This is a genomic window from Nocardioides sp. WG-D5, assembly GCF_054031175.1.
Genome location: NZ_CM132928.1, coordinates 4,124,036 through 4,146,376 on the forward strand (window position 1 = coordinate 4,124,036; position 22,341 = coordinate 4,146,376).

Annotated in this window: 21 protein-coding genes; 15 read left to right on the forward strand and 6 right to left on the reverse strand. The window is 69.8% G+C overall.

From position 1 onward, the window contains the following. Positions 1-89 precede the first annotated feature (89 nt). Positions 90-2,807, reverse strand: coding sequence for a DEAD/DEAH box helicase (locus ACWZJV_RS19930; RefSeq protein ID WP_457178106.1), 2,718 nt, complete (start codon positions 2,805-2,807; stop codon positions 90-92). Positions 2,808-2,939: 132 nt separating this feature from the next. Here ACWZJV_RS19930 and purE point away from each other — a divergent pair, with 132 nt between their 5' ends. Beyond that, a complete protein-coding gene (gene purE, locus ACWZJV_RS19935; protein WP_008363509.1) occupies positions 2,940-3,434 on the forward strand; it encodes a 5-(carboxyamino)imidazole ribonucleotide mutase in 495 nt (164 codons plus the stop codon). Positions 3,435-3,436: 2 nt separating this feature from the next. Here purE and ACWZJV_RS19940 read toward each other — a convergent pair whose 3' ends face one another. Beyond that, positions 3,437-3,919 (reverse strand): DUF2000 domain-containing protein, encoded by a 483-nt coding sequence (locus ACWZJV_RS19940; protein WP_457178108.1) that lies wholly within the window; start codon positions 3,917-3,919, stop codon positions 3,437-3,439. A gap of 110 nt (positions 3,920-4,029) precedes the next feature. Here ACWZJV_RS19940 and ACWZJV_RS19945 point away from each other — a divergent pair, with 110 nt between their 5' ends. Continuing rightward, positions 4,030-4,479: an Lrp/AsnC family transcriptional regulator gene (locus ACWZJV_RS19945; RefSeq protein WP_040757215.1), complete on the forward strand. Its 450-nt coding sequence runs from the start codon at positions 4,030-4,032 to the stop codon at positions 4,477-4,479. A 2-nt stretch (positions 4,480-4,481) separates the two neighbouring features. Here the strand turns inward: ACWZJV_RS19945 and ACWZJV_RS19950 are convergent, their stop codons facing one another. Continuing rightward, positions 4,482-4,934, reverse strand: coding sequence for a CoA-binding protein (locus ACWZJV_RS19950; protein WP_008363512.1), 453 nt, complete (start codon positions 4,932-4,934; stop codon positions 4,482-4,484). A gap of 85 nt (positions 4,935-5,019) precedes the next feature. Here ACWZJV_RS19950 and ACWZJV_RS19955 point away from each other — a divergent pair, with 85 nt between their 5' ends. The 3 genes from ACWZJV_RS19955 (at position 5,020) to ACWZJV_RS19965 (ending at position 7,800) form a co-directional block, all read left to right on the forward strand. Then, complete coding sequence (locus tag ACWZJV_RS19955; RefSeq protein ID WP_008363513.1) at positions 5,020-6,192, forward strand: acyl-CoA dehydrogenase family protein; 1,173 nt, start codon at positions 5,020-5,022, stop codon at positions 6,190-6,192. A 150-nt stretch (positions 6,193-6,342) separates the two neighbouring features. After that, positions 6,343-7,152, forward strand: coding sequence for a DUF559 domain-containing protein (locus ACWZJV_RS19960; protein ID WP_457178111.1), 810 nt, complete (start codon positions 6,343-6,345; stop codon positions 7,150-7,152). A 126-nt stretch (positions 7,153-7,278) separates the two neighbouring features. Further along, positions 7,279-7,800, forward strand: coding sequence for a GNAT family N-acetyltransferase (locus tag ACWZJV_RS19965; protein ID WP_457178113.1), 522 nt, complete (start codon positions 7,279-7,281; stop codon positions 7,798-7,800). Positions 7,801-7,934: 134 nt separating this feature from the next. Here ACWZJV_RS19965 and arfB read toward each other — a convergent pair whose 3' ends face one another. Then, on the reverse strand, positions 7,935-8,360 hold the full coding sequence (arfB, locus tag ACWZJV_RS19970; protein ID WP_457178115.1) for an alternative ribosome rescue aminoacyl-tRNA hydrolase ArfB: 426 nt from the start codon (positions 8,358-8,360) through the stop codon (positions 7,935-7,937). After that, positions 8,357-9,433, reverse strand: a complete 1,077-nt coding sequence (locus ACWZJV_RS19975) for a LacI family DNA-binding transcriptional regulator (protein WP_457178116.1) — start codon at positions 9,431-9,433, stop codon at positions 8,357-8,359. The genes arfB and ACWZJV_RS19975 overlap by 4 nt, the downstream gene beginning before the upstream one ends. A 104-nt stretch (positions 9,434-9,537) precedes the next feature. On the opposite strand from ACWZJV_RS19975, the gene ACWZJV_RS19980 reads away from it, so the two are divergent. Genes ACWZJV_RS19980 through ACWZJV_RS20010 form a run of 7 tightly spaced genes read left to right on the forward strand, consistent with a single transcriptional unit; the run spans position 9,538 to position 17,307 of the window. Then, positions 9,538-10,773, forward strand: a complete 1,236-nt coding sequence (locus ACWZJV_RS19980; RefSeq protein WP_457178118.1) for an amino acid ABC transporter substrate-binding protein — start codon at positions 9,538-9,540, stop codon at positions 10,771-10,773. A gap of 4 nt (positions 10,774-10,777) precedes the next feature. Then, positions 10,778-11,662 (forward strand): branched-chain amino acid ABC transporter permease, encoded by an 885-nt coding sequence (locus ACWZJV_RS19985; RefSeq protein WP_457178119.1) that lies wholly within the window; start codon positions 10,778-10,780, stop codon positions 11,660-11,662. Continuing rightward, positions 11,646-12,722 (forward strand): branched-chain amino acid ABC transporter permease, encoded by a 1,077-nt coding sequence (locus tag ACWZJV_RS19990; RefSeq protein WP_457178121.1) that lies wholly within the window; start codon positions 11,646-11,648, stop codon positions 12,720-12,722. Before ACWZJV_RS19985 ends, ACWZJV_RS19990 begins: the two co-directional genes overlap by 17 nt. Then, on the forward strand, positions 12,719-13,465 hold the full coding sequence (locus ACWZJV_RS19995) for an ABC transporter ATP-binding protein (RefSeq protein ID WP_457178123.1): 747 nt from the start codon (positions 12,719-12,721) through the stop codon (positions 13,463-13,465). The genes ACWZJV_RS19990 and ACWZJV_RS19995 overlap by 4 nt, the downstream gene beginning before the upstream one ends. Then, complete coding sequence (locus ACWZJV_RS20000; RefSeq protein ID WP_457178125.1) at positions 13,458-14,216, forward strand: ABC transporter ATP-binding protein; 759 nt, start codon at positions 13,458-13,460, stop codon at positions 14,214-14,216. Before ACWZJV_RS19995 ends, ACWZJV_RS20000 begins: the two co-directional genes overlap by 8 nt. A 15-nt stretch (positions 14,217-14,231) precedes the next feature. Then, on the forward strand, positions 14,232-14,942 hold the full coding sequence (locus tag ACWZJV_RS20005) for a hypothetical protein (RefSeq protein WP_457178127.1): 711 nt from the start codon (positions 14,232-14,234) through the stop codon (positions 14,940-14,942). A 25-nt stretch (positions 14,943-14,967) separates the two neighbouring features. Next, on the forward strand, positions 14,968-17,307 hold the full coding sequence (locus tag ACWZJV_RS20010) for a PQQ-dependent sugar dehydrogenase (RefSeq protein ID WP_457178129.1): 2,340 nt from the start codon (positions 14,968-14,970) through the stop codon (positions 17,305-17,307). Positions 17,308-17,354: 47 nt separating this feature from the next. On the opposite strand, the gene ACWZJV_RS20015 is transcribed toward ACWZJV_RS20010, so the two are convergent. Next, positions 17,355-18,026, reverse strand: a complete 672-nt coding sequence (locus tag ACWZJV_RS20015) for a GTP pyrophosphokinase (RefSeq protein ID WP_008363532.1) — start codon at positions 18,024-18,026, stop codon at positions 17,355-17,357. Between the two features lie 232 nt (positions 18,027-18,258). Here ACWZJV_RS20015 and ACWZJV_RS20020 point away from each other — a divergent pair, with 232 nt between their 5' ends. The 3 genes from ACWZJV_RS20020 (at position 18,259) to ACWZJV_RS20030 (ending at position 22,298) form a co-directional block, all read left to right on the forward strand. Further along, the gene (locus ACWZJV_RS20020; protein ID WP_457178131.1) at positions 18,259-19,914 is read left to right on the forward strand and encodes an enoyl-CoA hydratase-related protein; all 1,656 of its coding nucleotides are present in this window, start codon (positions 18,259-18,261) and stop codon (positions 19,912-19,914) included. A gap of 81 nt (positions 19,915-19,995) precedes the next feature. Then, positions 19,996-21,144 (forward strand): phosphotransferase family protein, encoded by a 1,149-nt coding sequence (locus ACWZJV_RS20025; RefSeq protein WP_457178133.1) that lies wholly within the window; start codon positions 19,996-19,998, stop codon positions 21,142-21,144. Further along, positions 21,141-22,298 carry a hypothetical protein gene (locus tag ACWZJV_RS20030; protein ID WP_457178134.1) on the forward strand — a complete coding sequence of 386 codons (1,158 nt, stop codon included), beginning with the start codon at positions 21,141-21,143 and terminating at the stop codon, positions 22,296-22,298. Before ACWZJV_RS20025 ends, ACWZJV_RS20030 begins: the two co-directional genes overlap by 4 nt. Positions 22,299-22,341 lie beyond the last annotated feature (43 nt).

Genomic DNA, 22,341 nt, shown 5'->3' on the forward strand with positions numbered 1-22,341 from the left:
TCAGCCGCGTCGGCCGAGGTGGCACTCAGCTGCCGGTTCGGCCGACGTACGTGACGCCTCGGCCGACGTAGGCGACGGCTCGGCTGGGGTCAGACGCCGAGGCGCTGGCGTTCGGTGGCGACGACCTCGCGGGCGATCTCGGCGTCGGAGGCCTCGTTCGCCAGGGCGGTGACGGCGTCTTCGGGGTGGGAGGTCTCGTAGGCCTCCGGGCTGCTGGCTGCGGTGGCGCTGACCCGGGCGAAGTCGTCGAAGAGCTCGGCCTTGGCGGCGAGGATGTCGTGGACGCGCTGGTCGACGCCGACCTCGGAGAGGAGGCGGTGGACCTGGACCGACTGGAGCTGGCCCATCCGGCGGGCGCGGGCGATCGCCTGCCACTCGATGGTGGGCTTGAGCTGGGGTTCGCAGATGACCACGACCGACGCCGCCTGGATGTTGAGGCCCACGCCGCCGGCGACGATCTGGGTGACCAGCACGGCGCCGTGGCCGGCCGCGGAGAACTCATCGACCATCTGCTGGCGCTCCTCGGCGGGAACCGAGCCGGTCAGCGGCCCGAAGACCTCGCCCGGCAGCAGCGTGACCAGGTCGTCGAGGACCTTCCTGAAGTGGGAGAACACGATCACGCGGCGGCCGTTCTCCTCGGCCTCGCCGACGATCTCGATCAGCCGCTCGACCTTGGCCGACGACGTGCCTTGGAGCATGGCGGCCTGGCGCATGGCCATGAAGTTGCCCTCGCGGACGCACTCGGCGTACGCCCGCTCATCGGCGAGCGAGAGGGGCAGCCAGTCCTCGACCTCGACGAGGTCGGGGAGCTCGGTGAGGACGTCCTCCTGGTTGCGGCGCAGGTAGACCGGCGCGACCTGCTTGCGGAATCGGTGCGGGTTGAACTCGTCGGCGGAGAGCAGGAGGTCGGGGCGGAGGTAGGAGACCAAATTGCGGAACTCCTCGATGCGGTTCTCCATCGGGGTGCCGGTGAGTAGGATGGCTCGCTCGGAGGCGTCGAGGGCGCGGCGTACGCGTTCGGTGCGCTGGGTGCGCGGCGACTTGATCATGTGGGCCTCGTCGACCACGACGCAGGCGACCTTGACCTGGTCGAGGAAGGGGTGGATCGCGTTGAGCGTCTCGTAGGTGGTCACCGCGACGCCGCCCTGCTCGACCCAGATCTTGGCGGCCTTCTGGCGGCGGTTGCCGTGGAGTCGGTGGGGGATCAGGGTCGTCTTGGAGTCGGTCTCACGTACCCAGTTGGTGACCACGGCGGCCGGGCAGACCACCAAGGTGTGCGACGCGCCCATCGCGTGCAGGTGGGCGAGCACCGCCAGCGACTGGAGCGTCTTGCCGAGCCCCATCTCGTCGCCGATGATCACCTTCATCTGCACCAGCGCGAAGCGGACGCCGAAGTGCTGGTAGCCGCGCAGCGACGCGGTCAGGTTGTTGGTGCGCAGCTCCTGCGCGCGCACCGCCTCGATGATCTCGGCCGACAGGTCGCCGTGGATCTTGTCCTCGTCCTCGGTGAGGAAGCCGAGCTCGGAGAGCATCGCGTAGTAGTCGGCGGGGCGCTTCTCGAAGTCCTCCCACGGGTCCGCCGGCCGGTTCCCCGGACGGATCCGGCGGGCCATCTCGGCGCGGTGGGCGATCGCCCGCAACGCGGCCTGGAAGTCGTCGAGGCTGGCCGCGTTGGCCAGGATCAGGTGGAACTTCGCGCCGCCGTCGAGCGAGCGGATCAGCGGTCGCAGCGACTGGACGAGGGCGAGCTCCGCCCCCGCATCCTTCGTACGCCGCCCCGCCTCCCACTCAGCCAGCCGGGCGAGCAGCCTGGTCGCCGCCGGGGTGCGGCGCTCGTGGTCGATCGCGAGGGGCATCTCGTCGTAGGTGCGCTGCCACAGCGCCTGCGCCGCCTCCTGCATCCGCATCGCCGTGGCCGGGCCGACCCCGGGAAGTTCCCGCAGGTCAGAGACGGGATGGATGACCTCGTGGACGGTGCGGATCCCGGCCTCGAGGAGGGGCTCGATGCGTACGAGGTCGGCGAGCTCGTCGACCGGCAGAGCGCTGACCGCGGTGTCGGTGTCGGCGCTGCGGACCGCGTTGCCAGCGTCGGTCGCGGCCCGGCGAGCCGGCTCCTCGGAGCGCCGAGCCTCGTTGAGCGCCTCGCCCTCGTTGCGCAGGACGAGGATGCCCTTGCGCGGCGCAAGCACGGCCTCGGAACCCAAATCGGAGAGAGCTTCGAGGAGCCCGACGCTCGGCAGCAGCGCCTCGCGGACCCGCACCCGGCGCCGGTCCGGGCGCCTGGTCAGCTCGCCCAGCCGTATCGGCGCCTGGATCTCGTCGGCCCAGCGGTGCAGGTCGAGGATCCGCTTGCCCGCCAGCTCCGCGTCCTCGCGGCGGTTGCCGCGTACGAACAGACGGCGGGCGCCGGTCGCCTTCTTCGCCTGCGCCAGGTCCTCGGTCGCGGCGGACAGCGCCTCGACGAGCTCCTGGGTGGTCTCCTCGACGGGTTCGAGCGCGTGCCGCCGCGCGATCGCGGCCAGCCGTGGCCCGTCGCTGCGGTCGAGCGCGATGCTGCGCCAGGCCACCTGGGCCGCTCGCTTGAGCTCGGCTGCGCTCGCTCGGTAGTGGTCGACCGCCTCGGCCGCCTCCCGCTCGATCACGGTCCGCGCCTCCGTCGCCGAGGCAGCCTGCCGGGACCAGGACGAGACCTGCCGCACGCGCGACGGCAGCGCTTTGCGCTCCGCCTTGGTCAGCTCGGTGAACCGCTCGACCGAGGCGGGGTTCGGCGTCGTGCTGACGACGTCGGTGCTCGTAGCTGGATCCATCTGCCTTTGTGGGGTTGTCGGGGACTGCAGGACGGCGTCGGAAGACACTAGCGGTCAGCACCGACATGTAGATGACGGACAGAGGTCGGACCGGTGACACGATGCGGGTCAGGCGGCGCATAGCCTGTCCCCATGAGCGCGCGCGTAGGCATCGTGATGGGATCCGACTCCGACTGGCCGACGATGAAGGCCGCGGCCGACCTCCTCGACGAGTTCGGGATCGAGTGGGAGGCCGATGTGAAGTCGGCCCACCGGATGCCGCAGGAGATGCTCGACTACGGCCGCGAGGCGGCCGGCCGCGGGCTGTCGGTGATCATCGCCGGCGCGGGCGGTGCTGCCGCGCTGCCCGGGATGCTCGCCTCCGTCACGCCGCTGCCCGTCATCGGCGTCCCGGTGCCGCTGAAGTACCTCGACGGCATGGACTCGCTGATGTCGATCGTCCAGATGCCCGGCGGCATCCCGGTGGCCACGGTGGCCATCGGCAACGCCAAGAACGCGGGCATCCTCGCCGCCCGCATCCTCGGCGTCGCGGACCCCGAGCTGCAGCAGAAGCTGGTGGCGTACGAGAAGTCCCTCGCCGAGCTCGCCCGCGAGAAGGGCGAGGTCGTACGCCGCGCCACCTCCTGATCTCAGGGCAGGAGCGAGAGGCCCTTCACGAGCTTGTCGATGATGCGGCGGGGGCCGAAGAGGCTGACCGCGCAGTAGGAGAGGTCGGCGCCGCGGCTGCTGCCGACGGCGAACAGATAGTCGTCGTAGACCCGGGTGTGCTGCGCCTGGGTGGGCATGTCGATGACCGCGACCCCGGGCTGGGCGACCGCCTGACGACGCAGGTCGGTCAGCCGCTGCGCCGGGGCACCCAGCACCGTGCAGCCGATCCACGGCAGCCCTGGATGGGTCGAGTCGTCGGCGTCGATCGCGTCCTCGCCGAGCAGCCCGGCCGTACGCTGCGTGGTCGCCCCCGCGACGCAGACGGCGGCGTTCACGGCACGGCCGGCGGGAAGGGCCTGGTCGACGACGACCACCCATTTGAAGGGCACCTCGCGCGTGCTCGCGGACTGGTCGATCTCGTCCGGCGCGAATCCGATCGTCGCCGTCTCGACACCTGTGCTCATCGCTCTGACTCCTGTCATTCGCCAACTGATTCACTGATAAGTCTTGAGAATGTCAGGACAGATCGCAATCGGTCCGGTCAATGTCAGGAGAATCGGCTAGATTGGCGGGCATGGATGAAGTCGACCGTCAGATTCTGGCCGCCTGGACGATGGATGCACGGCGGAGCCTCCGGGACATCGCCGCGGAAGTCGGCGTCTCCGCGACCACCGTGCACGACCGGGCGCGGGCGATGCAGCGCCGCGGGCTCATCCGCGGCGCCTACCTCGATCTCGACCTCCGCCAGATCGACCGCGGCGTGCAGGCGCTCGTCGCCGTACGCATCCGGCCGCCGTCGCGGGCCAACATCGAGTCCTTCCGCGACTGGGTCGGGGCACTCCCGGAGGCGGTCGGGGTGTTCGTCACCTCCGGCCGGATGGACTTCATCGTCCATGTCGCGGTCCCCGACAACGACGCGCTCTACGCCTTCGTGATCGACCGGCTCACCTCGCGTGCCGAGATCGCCGACGTCGAGACCTCGGTGATCTACGAGCACCTGCGCACGATGACGTTCGAGCCGTAGCCCTACCTCCGCGCGCCGGCCCTGCCGCGCTCGAACCAGACCTTGCTGGGGCAGGTGTCCATCACCATCGGTACGCCGGCTGCGGTGGTGCGCTCGAAGGCCGACTTGTCGATCACGCCCATCTGGAACCACACCCCACCGGCGCCGATCGCCACGGCCTCGTCGGCGAACTGGCCGGCGGCCTCGGAGCGGCGGAAGACGTCGACGACGTCGATCTTGCCGACCGCGGCGGCAGCCTCGGCCAGGGTCGCGTAGACCTTCTCGCCGAGCACCTCCTTGCCCTCCGCGGCCGCGCCCGGGTGGATCGGGATGATCCGCTTGCCGTGCTGCTGGAGCTCCTGGGCGATCGAGTAGGCCGTACGCCACGGGTCACCCGAGAGGCCGACCACGGCCCAGGTCTCGGAGTCGTCGAGGAGCGTGTCGATGGTGTCCTGGTCGAGCCATGCGGCGGTCATGTGGAGCACAACAACAACCGCGCTTCGGGGATTCCGTGACCCGCCAACGTACTGGCGAGTAGCAAACAGGCATAGACTCCGAGACATGAGTGCCGAGTACCCGTTGTTCGCCCTCTCCGAGGAGCACCAGGAGATCCGTAAGGCCATCCGTGAGATCTGTGATGCGAAGATCGCGCCGGCCGCGGCTGCGGTTGATGAGGAGGCTCGTTATCCGCAGGAGGCGCACGATGCGTTGGTGGAGACCGAGTTCTTCGCGCCGCATGTGCCGGAGGCGTATGGGGGTGTGGGTGCCGACGCGTTGGCGACGGTGCTGGTGATCGAGGAGATCGCGCGGGCGGATGTGTCGGCCTCGTTGATCCCGGCGGTGAACAAGCTGGGTTCGTTGCCGGTGCAGATCGGTGGGTCGGAGGAGCTGAAGAAGAAGTATCTGGGTGCGCTGGCCGCGGGTCAGGGCAACTTCTCCTACTGCCTCTCCGAGCCCGACGCCGGCTCGGACGCCGCCAACCAGAAGACCCGGGCCGTACGCGACGGCGACTTCTGGGTGCTCAACGGCGTCAAGCGGTGGATCACCAACGCCGGGGTCTCGGAGTACTACACCGTCCTGGCGGTGACCGACCCGGAGAAGCGCTCCAAGGGGATCTCGGCGTTCGTGGTCGAGAAGTCGGATGAGGGGGTTTCCTTCGGTGCCCCGGAGAAGAAGCTGGGGATCAAGGGGTCCCCGACGCGGGAGGTGTACTTCGACAACGTGCGCATCCCCGCCGACCGGTTGATCGGCGAGGAGGGCAAGGGCTTCACTTATGCGATGCAGACCTTGGACCACACCCGGATCACCATCGCCGCCCAGGCCGTCGGTGTGGCCCAGGGTGCGTTGGACTATGCGTTGGGTTACATCAAGGAGCGCAAGCAGTTCGGTAAGCCGATCGCGGAGTTCCAGGGGGTGGAGTTCATGGTCGCGGACATGGGGATGAAGATCGAGGCCGCCCGCCAGCTGACCTATGCCGCCGCTGGTCGCTCGGAGCGGGGTGACAAGGATCTGACGTTCTTCGGTGCGGCTGCGAAGGCGTTCGCCTCGGATGTGGCGATGCAGGTGACCACCGATGCGGTCCAGCTGTTGGGTGGGTATGGGTTCACCCGTGACTATCCGGTGGAGCGGATGATGCGTGATGCCAAGATCACGCAGATCTATGAGGGCACCAACCAGGTCCAGCGGATCGTGATGGCCCGCCAGCTCCTCGCCGGCATCCAGTCGACCCTGTGACTGACCGATCGGTGCACTGCGCCTGCTTGGCGCAGTGCACCGATCATTCATGTGCGCGGTCGATGCATCGCTGATCTGCTCAAAGGTGCACAAGCGAAGCTCAAACCGAGCACGTTGCGCGGACCGCGTTTCACGCGTCTCTTCAGTGGCGTGTACGTCGCCGCCGACGCCCCGGCGACGCCACTGCAGCGGGTCCAAGCGGCGCTCGTACCGTTCCAGGGCCGCGGGTTCGCCAGTCACGCGTCCGCCGCTCGGGTCTATGACGTGCCGATCCCGACCTTGCCCGACGAGCACGTGACGGTGACGGTCGCGGCCCACCGGCGTACACATCCAGGCATCGTCTGCCACGTGATGAGAGAGCCGCGAGCGGTGGTCGTCGATGGCATCGGCGTCTCCTCGCCCGATCAGCTCTTCACCGAACTCGCCAGCCAGGTGAGCCTGGTCGACCTCGTCGTCGCCGGCGACCATCTCGTACGCCACCACGGGCGTGTGACTCCGACGACTTTGGCCGACTTCGCGGCTTCCGGGACGCTGCCGGGTTCGCGCCCGGCGGCGACGGCGGCGCGCTACGTACGGGAGAACGTTCGCTCGCCGATGGAGACCCGGGTGCGCATGCTGATCGTGCTCGGCGGTCTGCCGGAACCGCGCATCAATGCGCTCGTCGGCACCGGGGACGGCATGCTCAAGCGCGAGCACGATCTGGTCTATGCGGCCTCGAAGACCGCGATCGAGTACGACGGCAAGCAGCACCCCGCCGACCAGTGGGAGCGCGACCTCGAACGACGCGAGGAGGCCGACGACGACGGTTGGCGCATTCTCACCGTCGTTGCGAAGGGCATCTATCGCCGACCCGATCTGACGCTCGAGAAGATTCACCGGGTGCTGCTGGAGCGGGGCGAGCCGGGCGTGCCGAAGCAGCTGTCGGACGCCTGGCGCCCCCACTTTCCAGTGATTCGGTGACGTGCACGATCCATGCACTCGGGCGATCGTCGCCCATGCACGGATCGTGCATGTGCACGATCGGTGCACTCAGGTGTCGGTCCTGACGGCACCGATCGTGCACGTGCCGGCGCTATCGTCGCCTGCATGGCTGACGACGGGCTCCGGCTCCGCGAGTGGGAGGAGGCGGACGCGGAGGTGCTGCTCGCTGCGTACGACGGGGCGGGGATGCGGACCGAGCGGCCGGCGGACGTGGCCACCGTCGAGGACGCCGAGCGGCTGATCGCCGGGTGGGCCGAGGAGGCGGCGGCGGACAGGGCCTACACCTTCGCGGTCGTCGACGGCGCCGAGATCCTGGGGCAGATGCGGGTCACCACCCAGCTGCGCGTCCACAGCATCGGCTGGATCTCCTACTGGACCCTCGAGAAGCATCGCGGCCGAGGTGTCGGCAGCACCGGACTGAAGCTGCTGGCGAGGTACTGCTTCGACGAGCTCGACCTCTTCCGCCTCGAGACCGGCCATCGCGTCGACAACCCCGGCTCATGCCGCGTCGCCACCGCCGCCGGCTTCGTCGTCGAGGGTCGCGAGCGCCAGAAGCTGCTGTACGACGGTGTCCGCTACGACACCGAGACCCACGCCCGGCTCGCGACCGACCCTGAGCCTGCCTGACGCCGAGGCGTCGGTCCGGTCGGCCGAAGCGTCACGCCCGCGAACCGAGACGTCTCCGGGTGACATTTCGGGCGGCGTACGTGACGTCTCGGCCGTCCGGCGTGACGCCTCGGCCGACGGGGGCGACGCCTCGGCTAGTCCTGGACGCGGCCGCGGAGCTGCTTGGTCTGGCTGCGCTGGCGCTTGGCGTCGAGGCGGCGCTCCTTGGAGCCGCGGGTGGGCTTGGTGGGGCGGCGGGTGGGAGGGGGCGGGGCGAGGAGCCCGCGGATGCGCAGGGCGAGACGCTCGCGGGCGGCGACGCGGTTGCGGTGCTGGGAGCGCTGTTCGTGGGAGACGACGGTGATCGGGCCCGGTGAGCGGGCGAGGATCCGGGCGCGCTGCGACTCGTCGAGTGCCTCGGACGCGGACGGGTCCCAGGAGAGCTCGACGCGGGAGTCGGTGGTGTTGACCGACTGCCCGCCGGGACCGGGTGAGCGGGAGAAGCGCTCGGCCAGCTCGGAGTCGGGGATGACCAGACCCTCGGGCAGACCAGGGCCCGGTGGCACCTGCATGTCCTTCATCTGGCTCCTCTCGCTCGACCCCCATTCTCCTCCGAGGCGTCGACGGAGCCCACCGGGCCGGTCGAGTCGCGCACCACGAGCTCGGCGGGTACCCGCTGCCGGCGGGGGCGCGCGCCGGGCTCCTTCAGGGCCAGCGTCAGCGCTCGCGCGCCCATCTCGGCCATCGGCAGGCGCACGGTGGTCAGTCCGGGGGAGAGGTCCTGGGCGACGGCGACGTCGTCGAAGCCGCTGACCGAGACCTGGCCGGGCACCGAGACCCCCGAGCTGCGCAGCTCGGAGAGACACCCGATGGCCATGTCGTCGTTGAGGGCGATGACCGCCGTCGTATGCGGGTGGTCGGCGAGCATCCGGCGGATGCACTCGCGCCCGCCCTCGCGGGTGAACGGCCCCTCGAGGACGGGTACGTCACCGGGAGCGAGCCCCGCCGCGGCGAGCGCGTCGCGCACCCCCTCGAGACGGTCGGCGACGGTGGTGAGCTCCAGCGATCCCGAGACGACCACGATGCGCCGGTGGCCGAGGCCGAGGATGTGCTCGGCGACGGCGCGGCCGCCGGGGCGGTTGTCCGGCAGCACGCTGTCGACCCCGAGGTGGTGCCGGCCGACGACCGCGACACGTCCGCCCGCCTCCGCGTAGCGCTGGACCTCGAGCCGCATCGGAGCCTCGACCGAGGCGTCCACGAAGCCCGACCCCGCGATCAGGATCGCGCCGACCCGGTTGGCCACCAGGCTGCGTACCTGCTCGACCTCGGCCTCGGGGTCGCGGCCGCTGTGGCAGATCTGGACGGTGCGGCCGTGCTCGGCGGCGAGGCTGAGCACGCCGCTGGCGATCTCGGAGAAGTAGGGGTCGCCGATCTCGTGCACGACGAGCCCGATGGTCGCGGTGGATCCGCTGGCGAGCGAGCGGGCGTGGAGATTGGCGACGTAGCCGAGCTCGCGTGCCGCCTGGCGGACCTTCTCGGCGACCGAGTCGCTGACTCCGGGGGTTCCCGAGAGCGCACGAGAGGCGGTGGCGATCGAGACGCCGGACGCATGGGCGACGTCGATCAGGCGGGGGGAGCGGTTGGTTCGGACCATCGATGCCCCTTGTCGTCAGGATTGTGACCCTTGCCACACTAAGCGAGAGTCGGTAACGTCATCGTAAACGCTTACGTAAGCGCTTTCGTAGAGGAGAACCGCAGATGCCCTTCACGAAGACCCCCACCGCGAGCAAGCGGTCCCGAGCAGCCCTGGGCGCCACCGCCGCCCTCGCCCTCGCCCTCGCCGCCTGTGGCGCCGCCGAGGAAGGAGGCAGCGAGGACGAGATCGTGATCGGCATCTCGCTGCCCCTGACCGGCGACTTCAGCGAGCCCGGCAAGGGCATCCAGCGCGGCTACGAGGCCTGGGCCGAATACGTCAACGCCAACGGCGGCCTGCTCGGCCGCGACGTACGTCTGGAGATGCTCGACGACCAGTCCAGCGCCGAGCGTGTCGCGGCCGACTACGAGAAGCTGATCAACCAGGAGCAGGTCGACCTCGTCGTCGGGCCGTTCTCCACGCGCCTGGTGATCCCGGCCGCCCAGGTCGCCCAGGACTACGGCTACCTCTTCGTCGAGCCCGCCGGCGCGGCGCCCGAGGTCTTCGAGGAGGGCTTCGAGAACCTCTTCTACGCCGCCCCCGCGGTCGCCGACGACCACTACAAGCTCCTCGCCGAGCACATCCTGGCGATGCCGGAGGCCGAGCGGCCCAAGACCGCGGCGTACGCCTCCATGGACGACCCGTTCGCCCAGGGCACCGCCTACGGGCTCAAGGACGCGCTGGAGGAGGGTGGCGTGAAGACGGTCGTGGACGAGGTCTACCCGCCCAACACCACCGACTTCAGCAGCATCGCGGCCAAGATCGCCGACAGCAAGGCCGACATCGTCGTGGGCGGCAGCCAGTACCAGGACGGCGTCAACCTGATCGTCGCACTCCAGCAGCTCGACTACCAGCCGAAGCTGGCCGCCTTCTCGACCGCGCCGACCGAGACCGAGTTCGCCGAGGCGATCGGTGACAAGACGCAGGGCATCATCGCGCCGACCGGCTACACCACGAAGGCCGACTACCCCGAGAACCAGGAGTTCGTGAAGTTCTACGAGGAGAAGCACGGCGAGGCGCCCGGTGAGGACGAGGCCAACGCCTGGACCACCGGCCAGGTCGTCGCCGCGGCGGTCGAGGCGGTCGAGTGCGCCGAGCCCGACCCGGAGTGCCAGGCCCAGCTGATCGACTGGCTGCGCGAGAACGAGGTCGACACGGTCGTCGGTCCGCTCAGCTGGGACGACAAGGGCCGCCCGCAGAGTGCCCACATGATCCAGCAGTGGGTCGACGGAGAGATCAAGATCGTCCTGCCGGAGGACCAGGCCGAGGCCGAGTTCATCTTCCCGAAGCCGGCGTGGTGAGTCGATGTCGGCTTCGCTGCTGCTGCAGAGCCTGATCCTGGGGCTGCTGCTCGGAGGCCTCTACGCCCTGCTCGCCGCCGGCCTGACGCTCTACTTCGGCGTCATGCGGGTCGTGATGATCGCGCACTCCGCGTTCCTGATCCTGGCTGCGTACCTGGCCTGGTTCTTCACCCAGCAGACCGGGCTCGACCCGCTGCTCTCGCTGTTCATCACCGTGCCGCTCTTCTTCGCCGCGGGCTACGGGATGCAGCGGGCGCTGCTCTCGCGGCTGCGACCGGCGACGCTGACGATGATGTCGGTGCTGCTGACCTTCGCGATCGCGCTGGTGATCGAGGGCGGCCTCGGCTACCTCTTCTCCGGCACCCAGCGAAGGATCCAGCTCGGCTACTCCGGCGCCAGCCTGGAGCTGTGGGGCGCCCGGATCGCGGTGGTCAAGCTGATCGCCTTCGGGCTGGCCGCGGTCTCGCTCCTGGCACTGTTCCTGCTGCTCAAGAAGACCCGCTTCGGGCAGGCGCTGCGGGCCACGATCCAGCACCGCGAGGCCGCCCAGCTGCTCGGCATCGACACCGACCGGATCGCCGGCTTCGGCTTCGGGCTCGGCCTGGCGACCGCCGCGGTCGGCGGCACCGCGCTCGCGCTCGACGCCACCATCTACCCCTCGCTGCACTGGCACTGGATCGGCCCGCTGATGGCGATCATCGTGATCGGCGGCCTCGGCAGCATCCCCGGCGCCGCGATCGCGGCGATGCTCCTCGGGGTCACCCAGGCGCTGCTGCAGATCCCGATGGGCACCACCTGGGCGCAGACGGTCTTCTACATCGCCCTCTTCGCCACCCTCATGTTCCGCCCCCAGGGTTTCTTCGGAGGTCGCCTTGCTCAGCGCTTCTAGACACAAGCAGAGCCGTACGTCCCCGGGCCGCTCGATCCTGGTGACCAAGCTCGTCGCGGCGGCCGTCGGGCTCACCCTCGTCCTCGCCTTCCCGGCGCTCGCCCCGGACCCGTTCATCCTGTCGGTGGGCGTGGTGATCGCCAGCTATGCCGCCCTGGCGGTGGCGTGGAACTTCGTCGGCGGGCTGACCGGCTACATCTCGCTGGGCCACGCGGCGTACTCCGGGCTCGGTGGCTACGGCACCGCGCTGCTGATCACCGAGGCCGGGGTGAACCCGTGGCTCTCGATGGTGATCGCGGCGGTCCTCGTCGGCGTGGCCGCGGTGCCGATCGGGATCGCGTCACTCCGGGTCCGCGGAGCGTCGTTCGTGATCGTCTCGATCGCGCTGGTGCTCATCCTGCTGCTGGTCGCGCAGAGTTGGGCCGGCGTCACCGGTGGGTCCAACGGGCTACGGGTGCCGCGGCCGTTCGGCACCGACGTCCTCCGGCCCGAGCAGCACGAGCGGTTCTTCTACCTGTTCGTCGGGCTGACGCTGATCGCGCTCGCACTGTGGTGGGTGATCGACCGGTCCCGCCTCGGCACCGGGCTCAAGGCGATCCGGGAGGACGAGGACAAGGCCCAGGCCCTGGGCGTACCCACCTTCGCCTACAAGCTCGTCGTCTTCGTGGTCTCGGCGTTCTTCACCGCGATGGCGGGCGGGATGTACGCCCTCTGGTTCGGCTCGCTCGACCCGATCTTCCAGTTCTCGATCCTGACCGGCTCCTATCTGGTGCTGATGTCGCTGCTCGGCGGCGTACGCAGCCTGCTCGGTCCGGTCGTGGGAGCGGTGATCGTGGGCTATGCGGTCGAGTTCTTCAAGAACCAGTACGGCGACACCCAGTTGCACCTGGTCGCGCTCGGGCTGCTGCTCGCCCTGGTCGTGCTCTTCATGCCCGACGGGGTGATCCCCTGGCTGACCGCGCAGCTCGACCGGCTCCGTCCCGGCAGCACCTCGATCCGCGAGGTCGACGCCGCCCAGCTGGCCGAGGAGCGCAAGGCGCTCGAGGAGGCGAAGTCATGACCGATCCGATCAAGCCCGGCCTCGAGACACACGGACTGACGAAGGCCTTCGGCGGCGTCCGCGCCGTGGACGCGGCGACGGTCACCTTCCACGAGGGCAGGATCAACGCCCTGATCGGCCCGAACGGGTCGGGCAAGACCACGTTCTTCAACTGCGTGACCGGCATGATCCGCCCCGACTCGGGGACGGTGACCTTCCGCGGTCGCGACGTGACCGGCCACGCGCCCCACCGGATCGCGCGGGCCGGGCTCGGGCGCAGCTTCCAGCTGTGCCGGATCTTCCCGCGGATGACGGTGCTCGACAACGTGCTCGCCGGGGTCCGCTCGGCGGGCGTCACGCACCGGTTGCGCGGGGCGCACAACCCCGATGACATCGCCCGGGCCCGAGAGCTGCTCGCCCGGGTCGGCATCGAGCACCTCGAGCGCAGCGAGGCCCGCGACATCTCCTACGGCCAGCAGAAGCTGCTCGAGCTGGCCGGGGTGCTGATGGCCGAGCCCGACACGATCATGCTCGACGAGCCCGCCGGAGGAGTGAACCCGGCGCTGATCGGCCGGATCGCCACCCTCGTGCGCGAGCTCAACGCCGAGGGCCGCACCTTCGTCATCGTCGAGCACAACATGGAGCTGGTGATGAGCCTCTCCGACCATGTCGTGGTCTTCGACCGCGGCCGGCCGGTCGCCTCCGGTGCGCCGGCGGACGTGCAGAACGACCCACGAGTCCTGGAGGCCTACCTTGGTGTCTGAACCTCTCCTCGAGCTGCGCGACATCGAGGCCGGCTACGGCCACGCGGCGCTGGTCCTGCGTGGCCTCACGGTCACCGTTCCCGCAGGTCAGATCGTCTGTCTGGTGGGTCCGAACGGTGCCGGCAAGTCCACCGTGCTCAAGGTCGCCAGCGGCATGCTGACGCCGCGTTCTGGGACCATCACGGTCGACGGCGTCGACGTCACCCGCAACGGTCCGCAGCAGATGCTCCGCGCGGGCATGGCCCACGTCCTCCAGGGCCACTCGGTCTTCAAGGAGATGACCGTCGCGGAGAACGTCGGGCTGGGCGCCTACACCGTCCGTGACCCGGCGGCGGTGGCCGAGCGGACCGACTTCGTCAAGAGCCTCTTCCCGGTCGTCGCCGAGCGCTGGCACACCCTCGCCGGCGCGCTCTCCGGCGGTCAGCAGAAGCAGGTCGAGTTCGCCCGCTCGCTGATGGTGAGCCCGAAGGTCGTCCTGCTCGACGAGCCCAGCATGGGCCTGGATCCCAAGACCACCGCGACCGTGTTCGAGCAGGTCGTACGCATGCGGGACGCCGGGCTGGCGGTCCTGCTCGTCGAGCAGAACGCCCGGCGGGCCCTGGAGTCGGCCGACCTGGGCTGCGTACTGGATCTGGGGAAGGTGCACATCTCAGGTCGGGCCGCCGACCTGCTCGCCGACCCGCGAATGGCGGAGCTCTATCTCGGGGGAGCCGCAACGACCTCAGCAGGGGCCACCGATGGTCTCGAATAGGGGAAGGGAAGCACCATGAGATGGAAGCTGAACCGAATGATGGGGCGAGGCGTACGCGCCGGTGTGATCGCCCTCGCCGTTGCCCTGGCCGCTCCGGTCGCCGGAGCCCAGGCACACACGCCCGAGGGGCCCGGCCTGGCCGTGGTCAAGCCCAGGGCGAGCCTCGCCGACTGGGATCCGCTGACCGATGAGAAGTGGGCCTTCGAGGACGGCCAGGTGATCCTGACCGAGCCGGGGACGCCGCAGCCGGGCCCGCGACGGCCCTTCGAGTACGCCATCGTCACGCAGGGCCCCGAGCTCGGCTCGCTCACCTACCGCGCCGAGGTGCGCATCGACGAGGCCGTCACGGTCACCAACCGTGACGTGATCCTGGTCTGGAACTACCAGTCACCGACGCGCTTCTACTACGCCCACCTCTCGACCGACAACACCATCTACCCCCACAACGGCATCTTCGTGGTCAACGACGCCGACCGGCTGCGGATCGACCACCAGTGGAACGGCACGGTCGGCGCCGCGCCGTCGATCACCGACGCGGAGTGGCACGACGTACGCCTCGACTACAACGCCCGCACGGGCGCGATCGCGGTCTACCTCGACGGAGCCGACGAGCCTCGGATGACCGCCACCGACACCAGCTTCGCCGGAGGCCGGTTCGGCTTCGGTTCCTTCGACAACTTCGGGCGCATCCGTGACGTGACCGTCGCGGGCGTGCGTCATCGCTGAACCTTCGGTAAGGAGAGAACAACCCATGGAAACCTCACGTCTATGGGGCAGACAGGCGCGGGCCGGCCTCGCCGTCGGCGCCCTGCTCGCCGCGCTGCTCACCCCCACGCTCTCGCTCAGTTCCGCAGGCGCCGCCATCCCCGGCAGCGAGCCCGTCCCCGACCCCATCCCCGAACAGCCCGTACGCAGCAGCCTCGGCCTCGTGCTCGAGGAGGTCACCCAGCTCCCTGCGACCGAGCCCTACCCCGCCCCCACCGACCAGCGCCTGGTACGCCACAACCGCATCAACTTCATCGGTGAGGTCCCCGACGGCTCGGGCCGGATGTACGTCCCCGACCTCAACGGGCCGATGTATCTGCTCGAGGGTGGGCAGCAGCACGAGTACCTGAACCTCCGGGACCACTTCGTCGACTTCTGGTCCGGTGCCGGGCTGGGCAGCGGCGCCGGGTTCATCACCTTCCACCCCGAGTTCGAGACCAACGGGCTCTTCTACACCACCCACACCGAGCGCTTCGGGGGCTTCGCGAAGACCCCGACGTTCCCGTCCCAGACCAACCCCGGCTCCGGGCGGACCGTCAGCGTCGTGACCGAGTGGCACACCAGCGACCCGACCGCGGACACGTTCGCAGGAACCAGCCGCGAGGTGATGCGGATCGACTTCGCCGGCCAGATCCACGCCATCCAGCAGATCGACTTCAACCCGACCGCTCGGCCCGGCGACGAGGACTACGGCCTGCTCTACATCGCCTCCGGCGATGGCGGCAACGGCGTCCGCAGCGACGACCCGCAGAACCTCGCCAACCCCTTCGGCAAGATCCTGCGGATCGACCCACTCGCCCGCGACGGCCGCAACGGGGCGTACGGGGTCCCGGACAGCAACCCGTTCGTCGACCGGGAGGGCGCGATCGGCGAGATCTGGGCGTACGGCATGCGTGACCCGCACCGGTTCTCCTGGGACGTCGAGACGGGCCGGCTGCTGCTCGGCCACATCGGTCAGCACGCGATCGAGGGCGTCTACGACGTGCGGGCCGGGGACAACCTCGGCTGGAGCGAGATCGAGGGCCGGCTGCTCTACGACAACACCGACGAGTGCGCTCTCTACACGGTGCCCGACGACTACGACATGTCCGGCTTCACGCTCCCGGTCGCGTCCTTCGACCACGACCCGCCGGCCAACTACCCCTGCACCTCCGACAGCGGCCACGCGGTCAGCGGCGGTGTCGTCTACCGTGGCCGCTTCGACGACCTTCGCGGGAAGTACGTCTTCGGGGACCTGGTCAACGGCGAGGTCTTCTGGACCGACGCCCGGCAGATGAAGCGGGGGAGCAGCCGGGAGGCGACCCTGCACCAGATGCAGCTCTTCGACACCTCGGGCAAGCGGCTCTCGATGCAGGACTTCGTCGACCACCCGCGCGTCGACCTGCGCTTCGGCACCGACTCGCGCCGCAACCTCTACCTGCTGGCCAAGGCCAACGGGAAGATCTGGAAGGTGGTGAACACGGTGCAGCGGCCGTGGCCGAGCGAGGTCGTGCCGTCGCTGCGCGAGGACCTGGTCAGCTACTACGACTTCGAGCACCCCTTCGCCCCGGGGGCACGCGAGGAGGACCAGGGCTTCTCGCGGACGCTGCTGAACCAGGTCAACGGCGGCAACGCGATGCAGGTCACCGACTCCGCCTACCGGACCAGCAACAACGCTCTGCAGACCAAGCAGGTCGCCCCGGAGGTCAACGGCAACGACGACTGGAAGGCGGGGTCGTGGAACCAGAACGGCGTCGCGTCGCTGGCGCCGTTCGCCGGAGCCGAGCAGATCACCGTGGCCGGCTGGTTCAAGGTCGACATGGACGGCCCCGCGCTCAACTCGGTGACCGCCGACCCGACGGACCGGTTCAACGCCATCGGCCTGGCAGGGGTGCTCTCGGGCAACTCCGACGGCCACGGCGTACGCGCCCTGCTCGAGCTCATCAACGTCAACGGCACCCTGCGCCTGGTCGCGCTCGGACGCCGGCTCGACGAGGGTTCCTCGCAGACGTTCGCGGCCTCGGCGGACTGGCAGACCCTGCTGCCGCGCGGGCAGTGGGTGCACCTGGCGGCGACGTTCGACTACACCACCGGGAAGATGGCGCTCTACCGCAACGGCAAGGCCGTCGAGGGGTTCTACACCTCCGCCGGTGACCCGTGGCAGGTCGACGGCACCGGCACCTCCGACACGTTGCCGCGAGGCATCAAGATCGGCGGTTCGTTCCCGCAGGACACCGTCGAGCGGAACCCCTGCGACTGCCGGATGGACTCGCTGATGTTCCTCGACCGGGCGATCACCCCGGACGAGGCGCGGGCCCAGTACCAGCGGTTCGTCAACGGCCGCTGACGCCGTCGAGGCGGTGTCCTGAGCTTGTCGAAGGGGGCACGGCCCGGTCAGCGGACCGGGCCGTGCACCTCGCTGCGGAGCCTGGCCATGGTGGCGTCGAGGTCGGCCGCGGTGCGGGCCGCGGCGCCGAGCTCGTCGCGCAGGGTCGAGGGGACGGTGCCGTCGTACTTGTAGTAGATCGAGTGCTCGACGCTGGCCCAGAAGTCCATCGCGATGGTGCGGATCTGCAGCTCGACCGGCACGTCCACCGCACGGTCGGAGAGGTAGACCGGCACCTTGATGATCAGGTGGAGGCTGCGGTAGCCGTTGGCCTTGGGCTCGGCGATGTAGTCCTCGACCTCGACGACGTCGACGTCGGACTGGCTGCCCAGCATCTCCATGATCCAGTAGACGTCGGAGACGAACGGGCAGACCACCCGGATCCCGGCGATGTCGCGGATCTGCTGCTCGAGCGCTTCGAGGGTGAGCGGGCAGCCGATCTTGCGGGCCTTCGCGAGCAGGCTGTCGGGCGACTTGAGCCGGGTGCGTACGTGCTCGATCGGGCTGTGGTCGTGGGCGTGCTCGAACTCCTCGCGCAGGATCGCGATCTTGGTCGAGACCTCGTCGATCGCGAACTTGTAGCGCATCCGGAATCTGGCCAGCTCGCGGGCCATCTCGTCGCCGCTCGCCTCGACGAGATCGATCAACCCGTTGATCGGGTTGTCGTCGACTGTTGTCATTGTCCCCTCCTGACAGAGTCATCTTTGCAGGCCGCGACAAGACGCCGGCGGGGTGGCCCATATCAGACCGGGGCGAGGGACCCGGAGGTCACCAGGTCTTCCGACCCTCTTCTGGACACCGAGATGCCCTGGCTCGGCGGCGCCCGATACAGTGACACCCCTCGGGGGATAAATACCCCTCGGGGGATACAGGTCTGTTCGGGTTGCCTACGAGTAAGGACACTTCCCCCACATGCGCATTCTGCTGCTCGTCTCCGCGTTCAACGGCCTGACCCAGCGGGTCTGGTGCGATCTGAAAGAGGGTGGCCACGACATCGGTGTCGTGCTCGCACCCGTTCATGACGACTCGTCCCTGGTGGCGGCCGTCGAGGCGATCGAGCCCGAGCTGATCCTGTGCCCGTTCCTCAAGCACCGGGTGCCCGAGGCGGTCTGGGGGAGCTACCCCACGGTCGTGATCCATCCGGGCCCGGTCGGCGACCGCGGCCCGTCCTCCCTCGACCACGCCACGCTCGACGGGCGTTCGCGCTGGGGCGTCACGGCGCTGTCCGCCGTCGAGGAGATGGACGCCGGACCGGTCTGGGCGACCGAGACCTTCGCGATGCCCGAGGTCCCGATCGCGAAGAGCGCGCTCTACAACGGGCCGGTCGCCGACGCGGCGATGGCCTGTGTCGCGGAGGTCGTCCGGATGGTCGCCGCCGGGGAGGGGCCGAAGCCCGCCGAGGAGTGGCCCGCGGAGGTCGAGGGCACCGGCGAGCTCCCGCTGCTGCGCCGGAAGGCGTTCGAGATCGACTGGTCCGCACCGGCCACCGAGATCGCTCGGAGGATCGCGGCGGCGGACGGAGCGCCGGGTGCTCCGGCGACCGTCGAGGGCAGGACGTACTGTCTCTTCGACGCGGTGGCGACCCCCGACGAGCACGGCGAGCACGAGCACGGCACGGTGGTCGGTGTCGACACCGACGCGGTCGCGATCGCCACCGGCGAGGGCACCCTGTGGGTCGGCTACGCCGCGACGCTCGACAAGAAGCGCGGACCGAAGCTCCCGGCCGCGTGGGTGCTCGACACCCGCCACGCGCCCTATCTGAGGATGCCCGACGCGCTGGCCGAGACGACCTACGAGCGTGACGGCGACGTCGGCTACCTCACCCTGCGCTCCTACAGCGGTGCGATGCACACCCAGCAGTGCCGGCGGATGACCGATGCGGTGCGCAAGGCGCTCATCGAGGACACCACGGTCCTGGTCGTACGCGGCACCGAGCACGCCTTCTCCAACGGCATCCACCTCGGCGTGATCGAGGCGGCTCCCGACCCGGCTGCCGAGGCCTGGGACAACATCCGTGCCATCGACGAGCTCTGCATGGCGATCGCCGAGGCCGAGCAGCTGACCATCGCCGCGTTCACCGCCAACGCCGGCGCGGGCGGCGTGATGGCCGGCCTCTGTGCCGACGTCACGGTCGCGCGCGCCGGTGTCGTGCTGAATCCCTACTACGACATGGGCATCTTCGGTTCCGAGCTGCACACCTGGGGTCTGCCGAGCCGAGTCGGCTCCGAGAAGGCCGACGAGCTGCTCGGCGCGAAGCTGCCGATCTCGGCAGCCGAGGCGGCCCGCATCGACATGGTCAGCGAGCTCGGCCCGCGCGACGCGGCCGAGTTCGACGGCTGGCTGCGCGACCTGGCGAAGAGCTACACCGAGCCCGGGGCGTACGTCCCGGCGCTGGCCGCCCGTGAGTCACGCCGGGCCGGCTCGATGCCGATGTCCTACTACCAGAGCATCGAGCTGGCCGAGATGGCCCGCGACATCTTCGACGACCGGCACGGGTTCGCCGCGAAGCGGCAGGCGTTCGTCACCAAGGCAGCGCCGACCGAGACGCCGTCGAAAATCCGGTTCTGACGGGTGACCTGTTGACAGACTAGAACGTGTTCCACCAATCTGAGGCGTGTGATCTGACTCACACGCCTCAAGGAGGAGCACGTGACCCAGGCGCCCCCGCCGCCCGAGATGACCTTCCAGAAGTCGGGCCGCGACCCTGCGGCGATCGGCGCGAGGCTGGAGCACTGGCTGACCACCGTGCTCCCGCCCGGCGCCGACCCCGAGGTCGCCATCCTCGACGGCATCGACGCCAACGGGATGTCCAGCGAGACCGTGCTGCTCGACGTCACCTCGATGGTCGACGGGTGGAGGCAGACGAAGGCGTACGTCCTGCGGGTGGCGCCCCGACCGGAGGACATCCCGGTCTTCGCGACCTATGACCTGCAGGCGCAGTACGACGCGATGCGGCTGGCCGGCTCGCTGTCGTCTGTGCCGGTGCCGGAGGTCGGCCTCGCCGAGATGACCGGCTCGGTGCTGGGGACGCCGTTCTTCCTGATGGAGCGGGTCGAGGGCGTCGTCCCGCCGGACGTGATGCCCTACAACTTCGGCGACAGCTGGCTCTTCGACGGCTCCGCCGCGGACCGGGCGGCGCTGCAGAGGCGCTCGGTCGAGGTGCTCACCGGGCTCCACGGCATCCCCGATGCCGCCTCGCGCTTCGCCTTTCTCGACCCGGTCCTGGCTGGTCATTCCGGCGAGACGCTGCTTGCCCGCAACCTGGCCAAGACCCGGGCCTGGTACGCCTTCGCCTCCACCGCCGAGGAGTGGGGCGGCCGCTCGCCGCTGGTCGAGCGAGGTCTGGCCTGGCTCGAGGCCAACCTCCCCGACGAGGTCGGCGAGCCCGTCCTGTGCTGGGGCGACGCGCGGATCGGCAACATCATCTACCGCGACTTCGCGCCGGTCGCGGTCCTCGACTGGGAGATGGTCGGCCTCGGGCCCCGCGAGATGGACGTGACCTGGATGATCTTCGCCCACCGGATCTTCGAGGACCTGGCCTCGATGCTGGGTCTTCCGGGGATGCCGGACTTCCTCACCGCCGACGACGTCCGCGATGCCTACGTCGCCGCGAGCGGTGTCGAGCTCGGCGACCTGACCTGGCACGAGGTCCACGCCGCGGTCATGTGGGGCGTCATCTACCTGCGGATCGCGGCCCGGCAGATCCACTTCGGGGAGATCGAGGCGCCCGAGGACCCGGAGTCGGCGCTCTACCACCGGGCGATGTTCGAGGCGATGCTCGACGAGGTCGGCGCGTGACCGGGACCTTTCGGGCTCACGGGGAGTACGTCGGGGTCGGCCCGCTCGACGAGTACCCGATCCACCAGCTCCCGCGCCCGGTGGCCTGGGCCGGCAGCAGCGACCGCAACTTCTACGACCGCTGCTACCTCAACGCCCACGACCGCACCGGCGACCTCTTCCTGATCACCGGGATGGGGTTCTACCCCAACCTCGGCACCAAGGACGCGTACGTCCTGCTCCGCCGTGGCGACGAGCAGACCGCCGTGCACCTCGGTGACGGCGCCGACCCGCGGGGCGGTGACCGGATGGAGCAGCGGGTCGGGGCGTACCGGATCGAGGTCACCGAGCCGCTGCGGAAGCTGCGGCTGGTGATGGAGGAGACCCACGGGATCGCGCTGGACCTGCGGTGGGAGGGCTCGTTCGACGTGGTCCAGGAGCAGCCGCACGTGATGCGCCAGGGGGCGGCCACCGTCCTCGACGCGCAGCGGTTCGCGCAGGTCGGAACCTGGGAGGGGGTGATCGAGGTCGACGGCGAGACGATCGCCGTCGACCACGATCGCTGGGTCGGCACCCGGGACCGGTCCTGGGGGATCCGCCCGTCGGGGGAGGGCGTGCCGGCGGGCAAGCCCGCCGACCCGGGGTTCGAGGGGATGTGGTGGCTCTACCTGCCGTTGCGGTTCGAGGAGTTCGCCGTCGTCCTGATCATCCAGGAGACGCCCGACGGCTATCGCACGCTCAACGACTGCACCCGCACCTTCGCCGACGGCCGGGTCGAGCAGCTCGGCTGGCCGCACGTCCGGATGCACTACCGGGACGGGACTCGGATCCCGGAGGGCGCGACGATCACGTGCACGACGCCGACGGGGGAGCAGCTGGTGCTCCAGGTCTTCTCGCTGCTGGGCGTGCCGATCCACGTCGGTGGCGGCTACGGCGGCGACTCCGACTGGGCGCACGGGGTCTGGAAGGGTGCCGGGTTCACCGAGCGGCTGACCTATGACCTGAACGCGCCTGAGGTTGCCGGCCGGGTGCCGTTCGGTGTGATCGACCACGTCGGGCGCGCGGTCGCGCGCGGTCCGAGCGCTGATGGGGTCGAGGGCTGGGGGCTCTTCGAGCACGGGGTCCTCGGCCGCCATGACCCCTCCGGCTTCACCGACTGGCTCGACCGGGTCTGACCTGCCGAGGCGTCACCCCCGTCGGCCGAGCCGGCATCCGGAT

Coding starts and splice junctions, on each gene's coding strand:
- ACWZJV_RS19955 (WP_008363513.1), top strand. CDS start 5,020: ATGAGTGCCGAGTACCCGTTGTTCGCCCTCTCCGAGGAGCACCAGGAG.
- ACWZJV_RS20015 (WP_008363532.1), bottom strand. CDS start 18,026: ATGACAACAGTCGACGACAACCCGATCAACGGGTTGATCGATCTCGTC.
- ACWZJV_RS19940 (WP_457178108.1), bottom strand. CDS start 3,919: ATGAGCACAGGTGTCGAGACGGCGACGATCGGATTCGCGCCGGACGAG.
- ACWZJV_RS19980 (WP_457178118.1), top strand. CDS start 9,538: ATGCCCTTCACGAAGACCCCCACCGCGAGCAAGCGGTCCCGAGCAGCC.
- ACWZJV_RS19950 (WP_008363512.1), bottom strand. CDS start 4,934: ATGACCGCCGCATGGCTCGACCAGGACACCATCGACACGCTCCTCGAC.
- ACWZJV_RS19995 (WP_457178123.1), top strand. CDS start 12,719: ATGACCGATCCGATCAAGCCCGGCCTCGAGACACACGGACTGACGAAG.
- ACWZJV_RS19985 (WP_457178119.1), top strand. CDS start 10,778: ATGTCGGCTTCGCTGCTGCTGCAGAGCCTGATCCTGGGGCTGCTGCTC.
- ACWZJV_RS20010 (WP_457178129.1), top strand. CDS start 14,968: ATGGAAACCTCACGTCTATGGGGCAGACAGGCGCGGGCCGGCCTCGCC.
- ACWZJV_RS19965 (WP_457178113.1), top strand. CDS start 7,279: ATGGCTGACGACGGGCTCCGGCTCCGCGAGTGGGAGGAGGCGGACGCG.
- ACWZJV_RS20005 (WP_457178127.1), top strand. CDS start 14,232: ATGAGATGGAAGCTGAACCGAATGATGGGGCGAGGCGTACGCGCCGGT.
- purE (WP_008363509.1), top strand. CDS start 2,940: ATGAGCGCGCGCGTAGGCATCGTGATGGGATCCGACTCCGACTGGCCG.
- ACWZJV_RS19975 (WP_457178116.1), bottom strand. CDS start 9,433: ATGGTCCGAACCAACCGCTCCCCCCGCCTGATCGACGTCGCCCATGCG.
- ACWZJV_RS19945 (WP_040757215.1), top strand. CDS start 4,030: ATGGATGAAGTCGACCGTCAGATTCTGGCCGCCTGGACGATGGATGCA.
- ACWZJV_RS20020 (WP_457178131.1), top strand. CDS start 18,259: ATGCGCATTCTGCTGCTCGTCTCCGCGTTCAACGGCCTGACCCAGCGG.
- arfB (WP_457178115.1), bottom strand. CDS start 8,360: ATGAAGGACATGCAGGTGCCACCGGGCCCTGGTCTGCCCGAGGGTCTG.
- ACWZJV_RS19930 (WP_457178106.1), bottom strand. CDS start 2,807: ATGGATCCAGCTACGAGCACCGACGTCGTCAGCACGACGCCGAACCCC.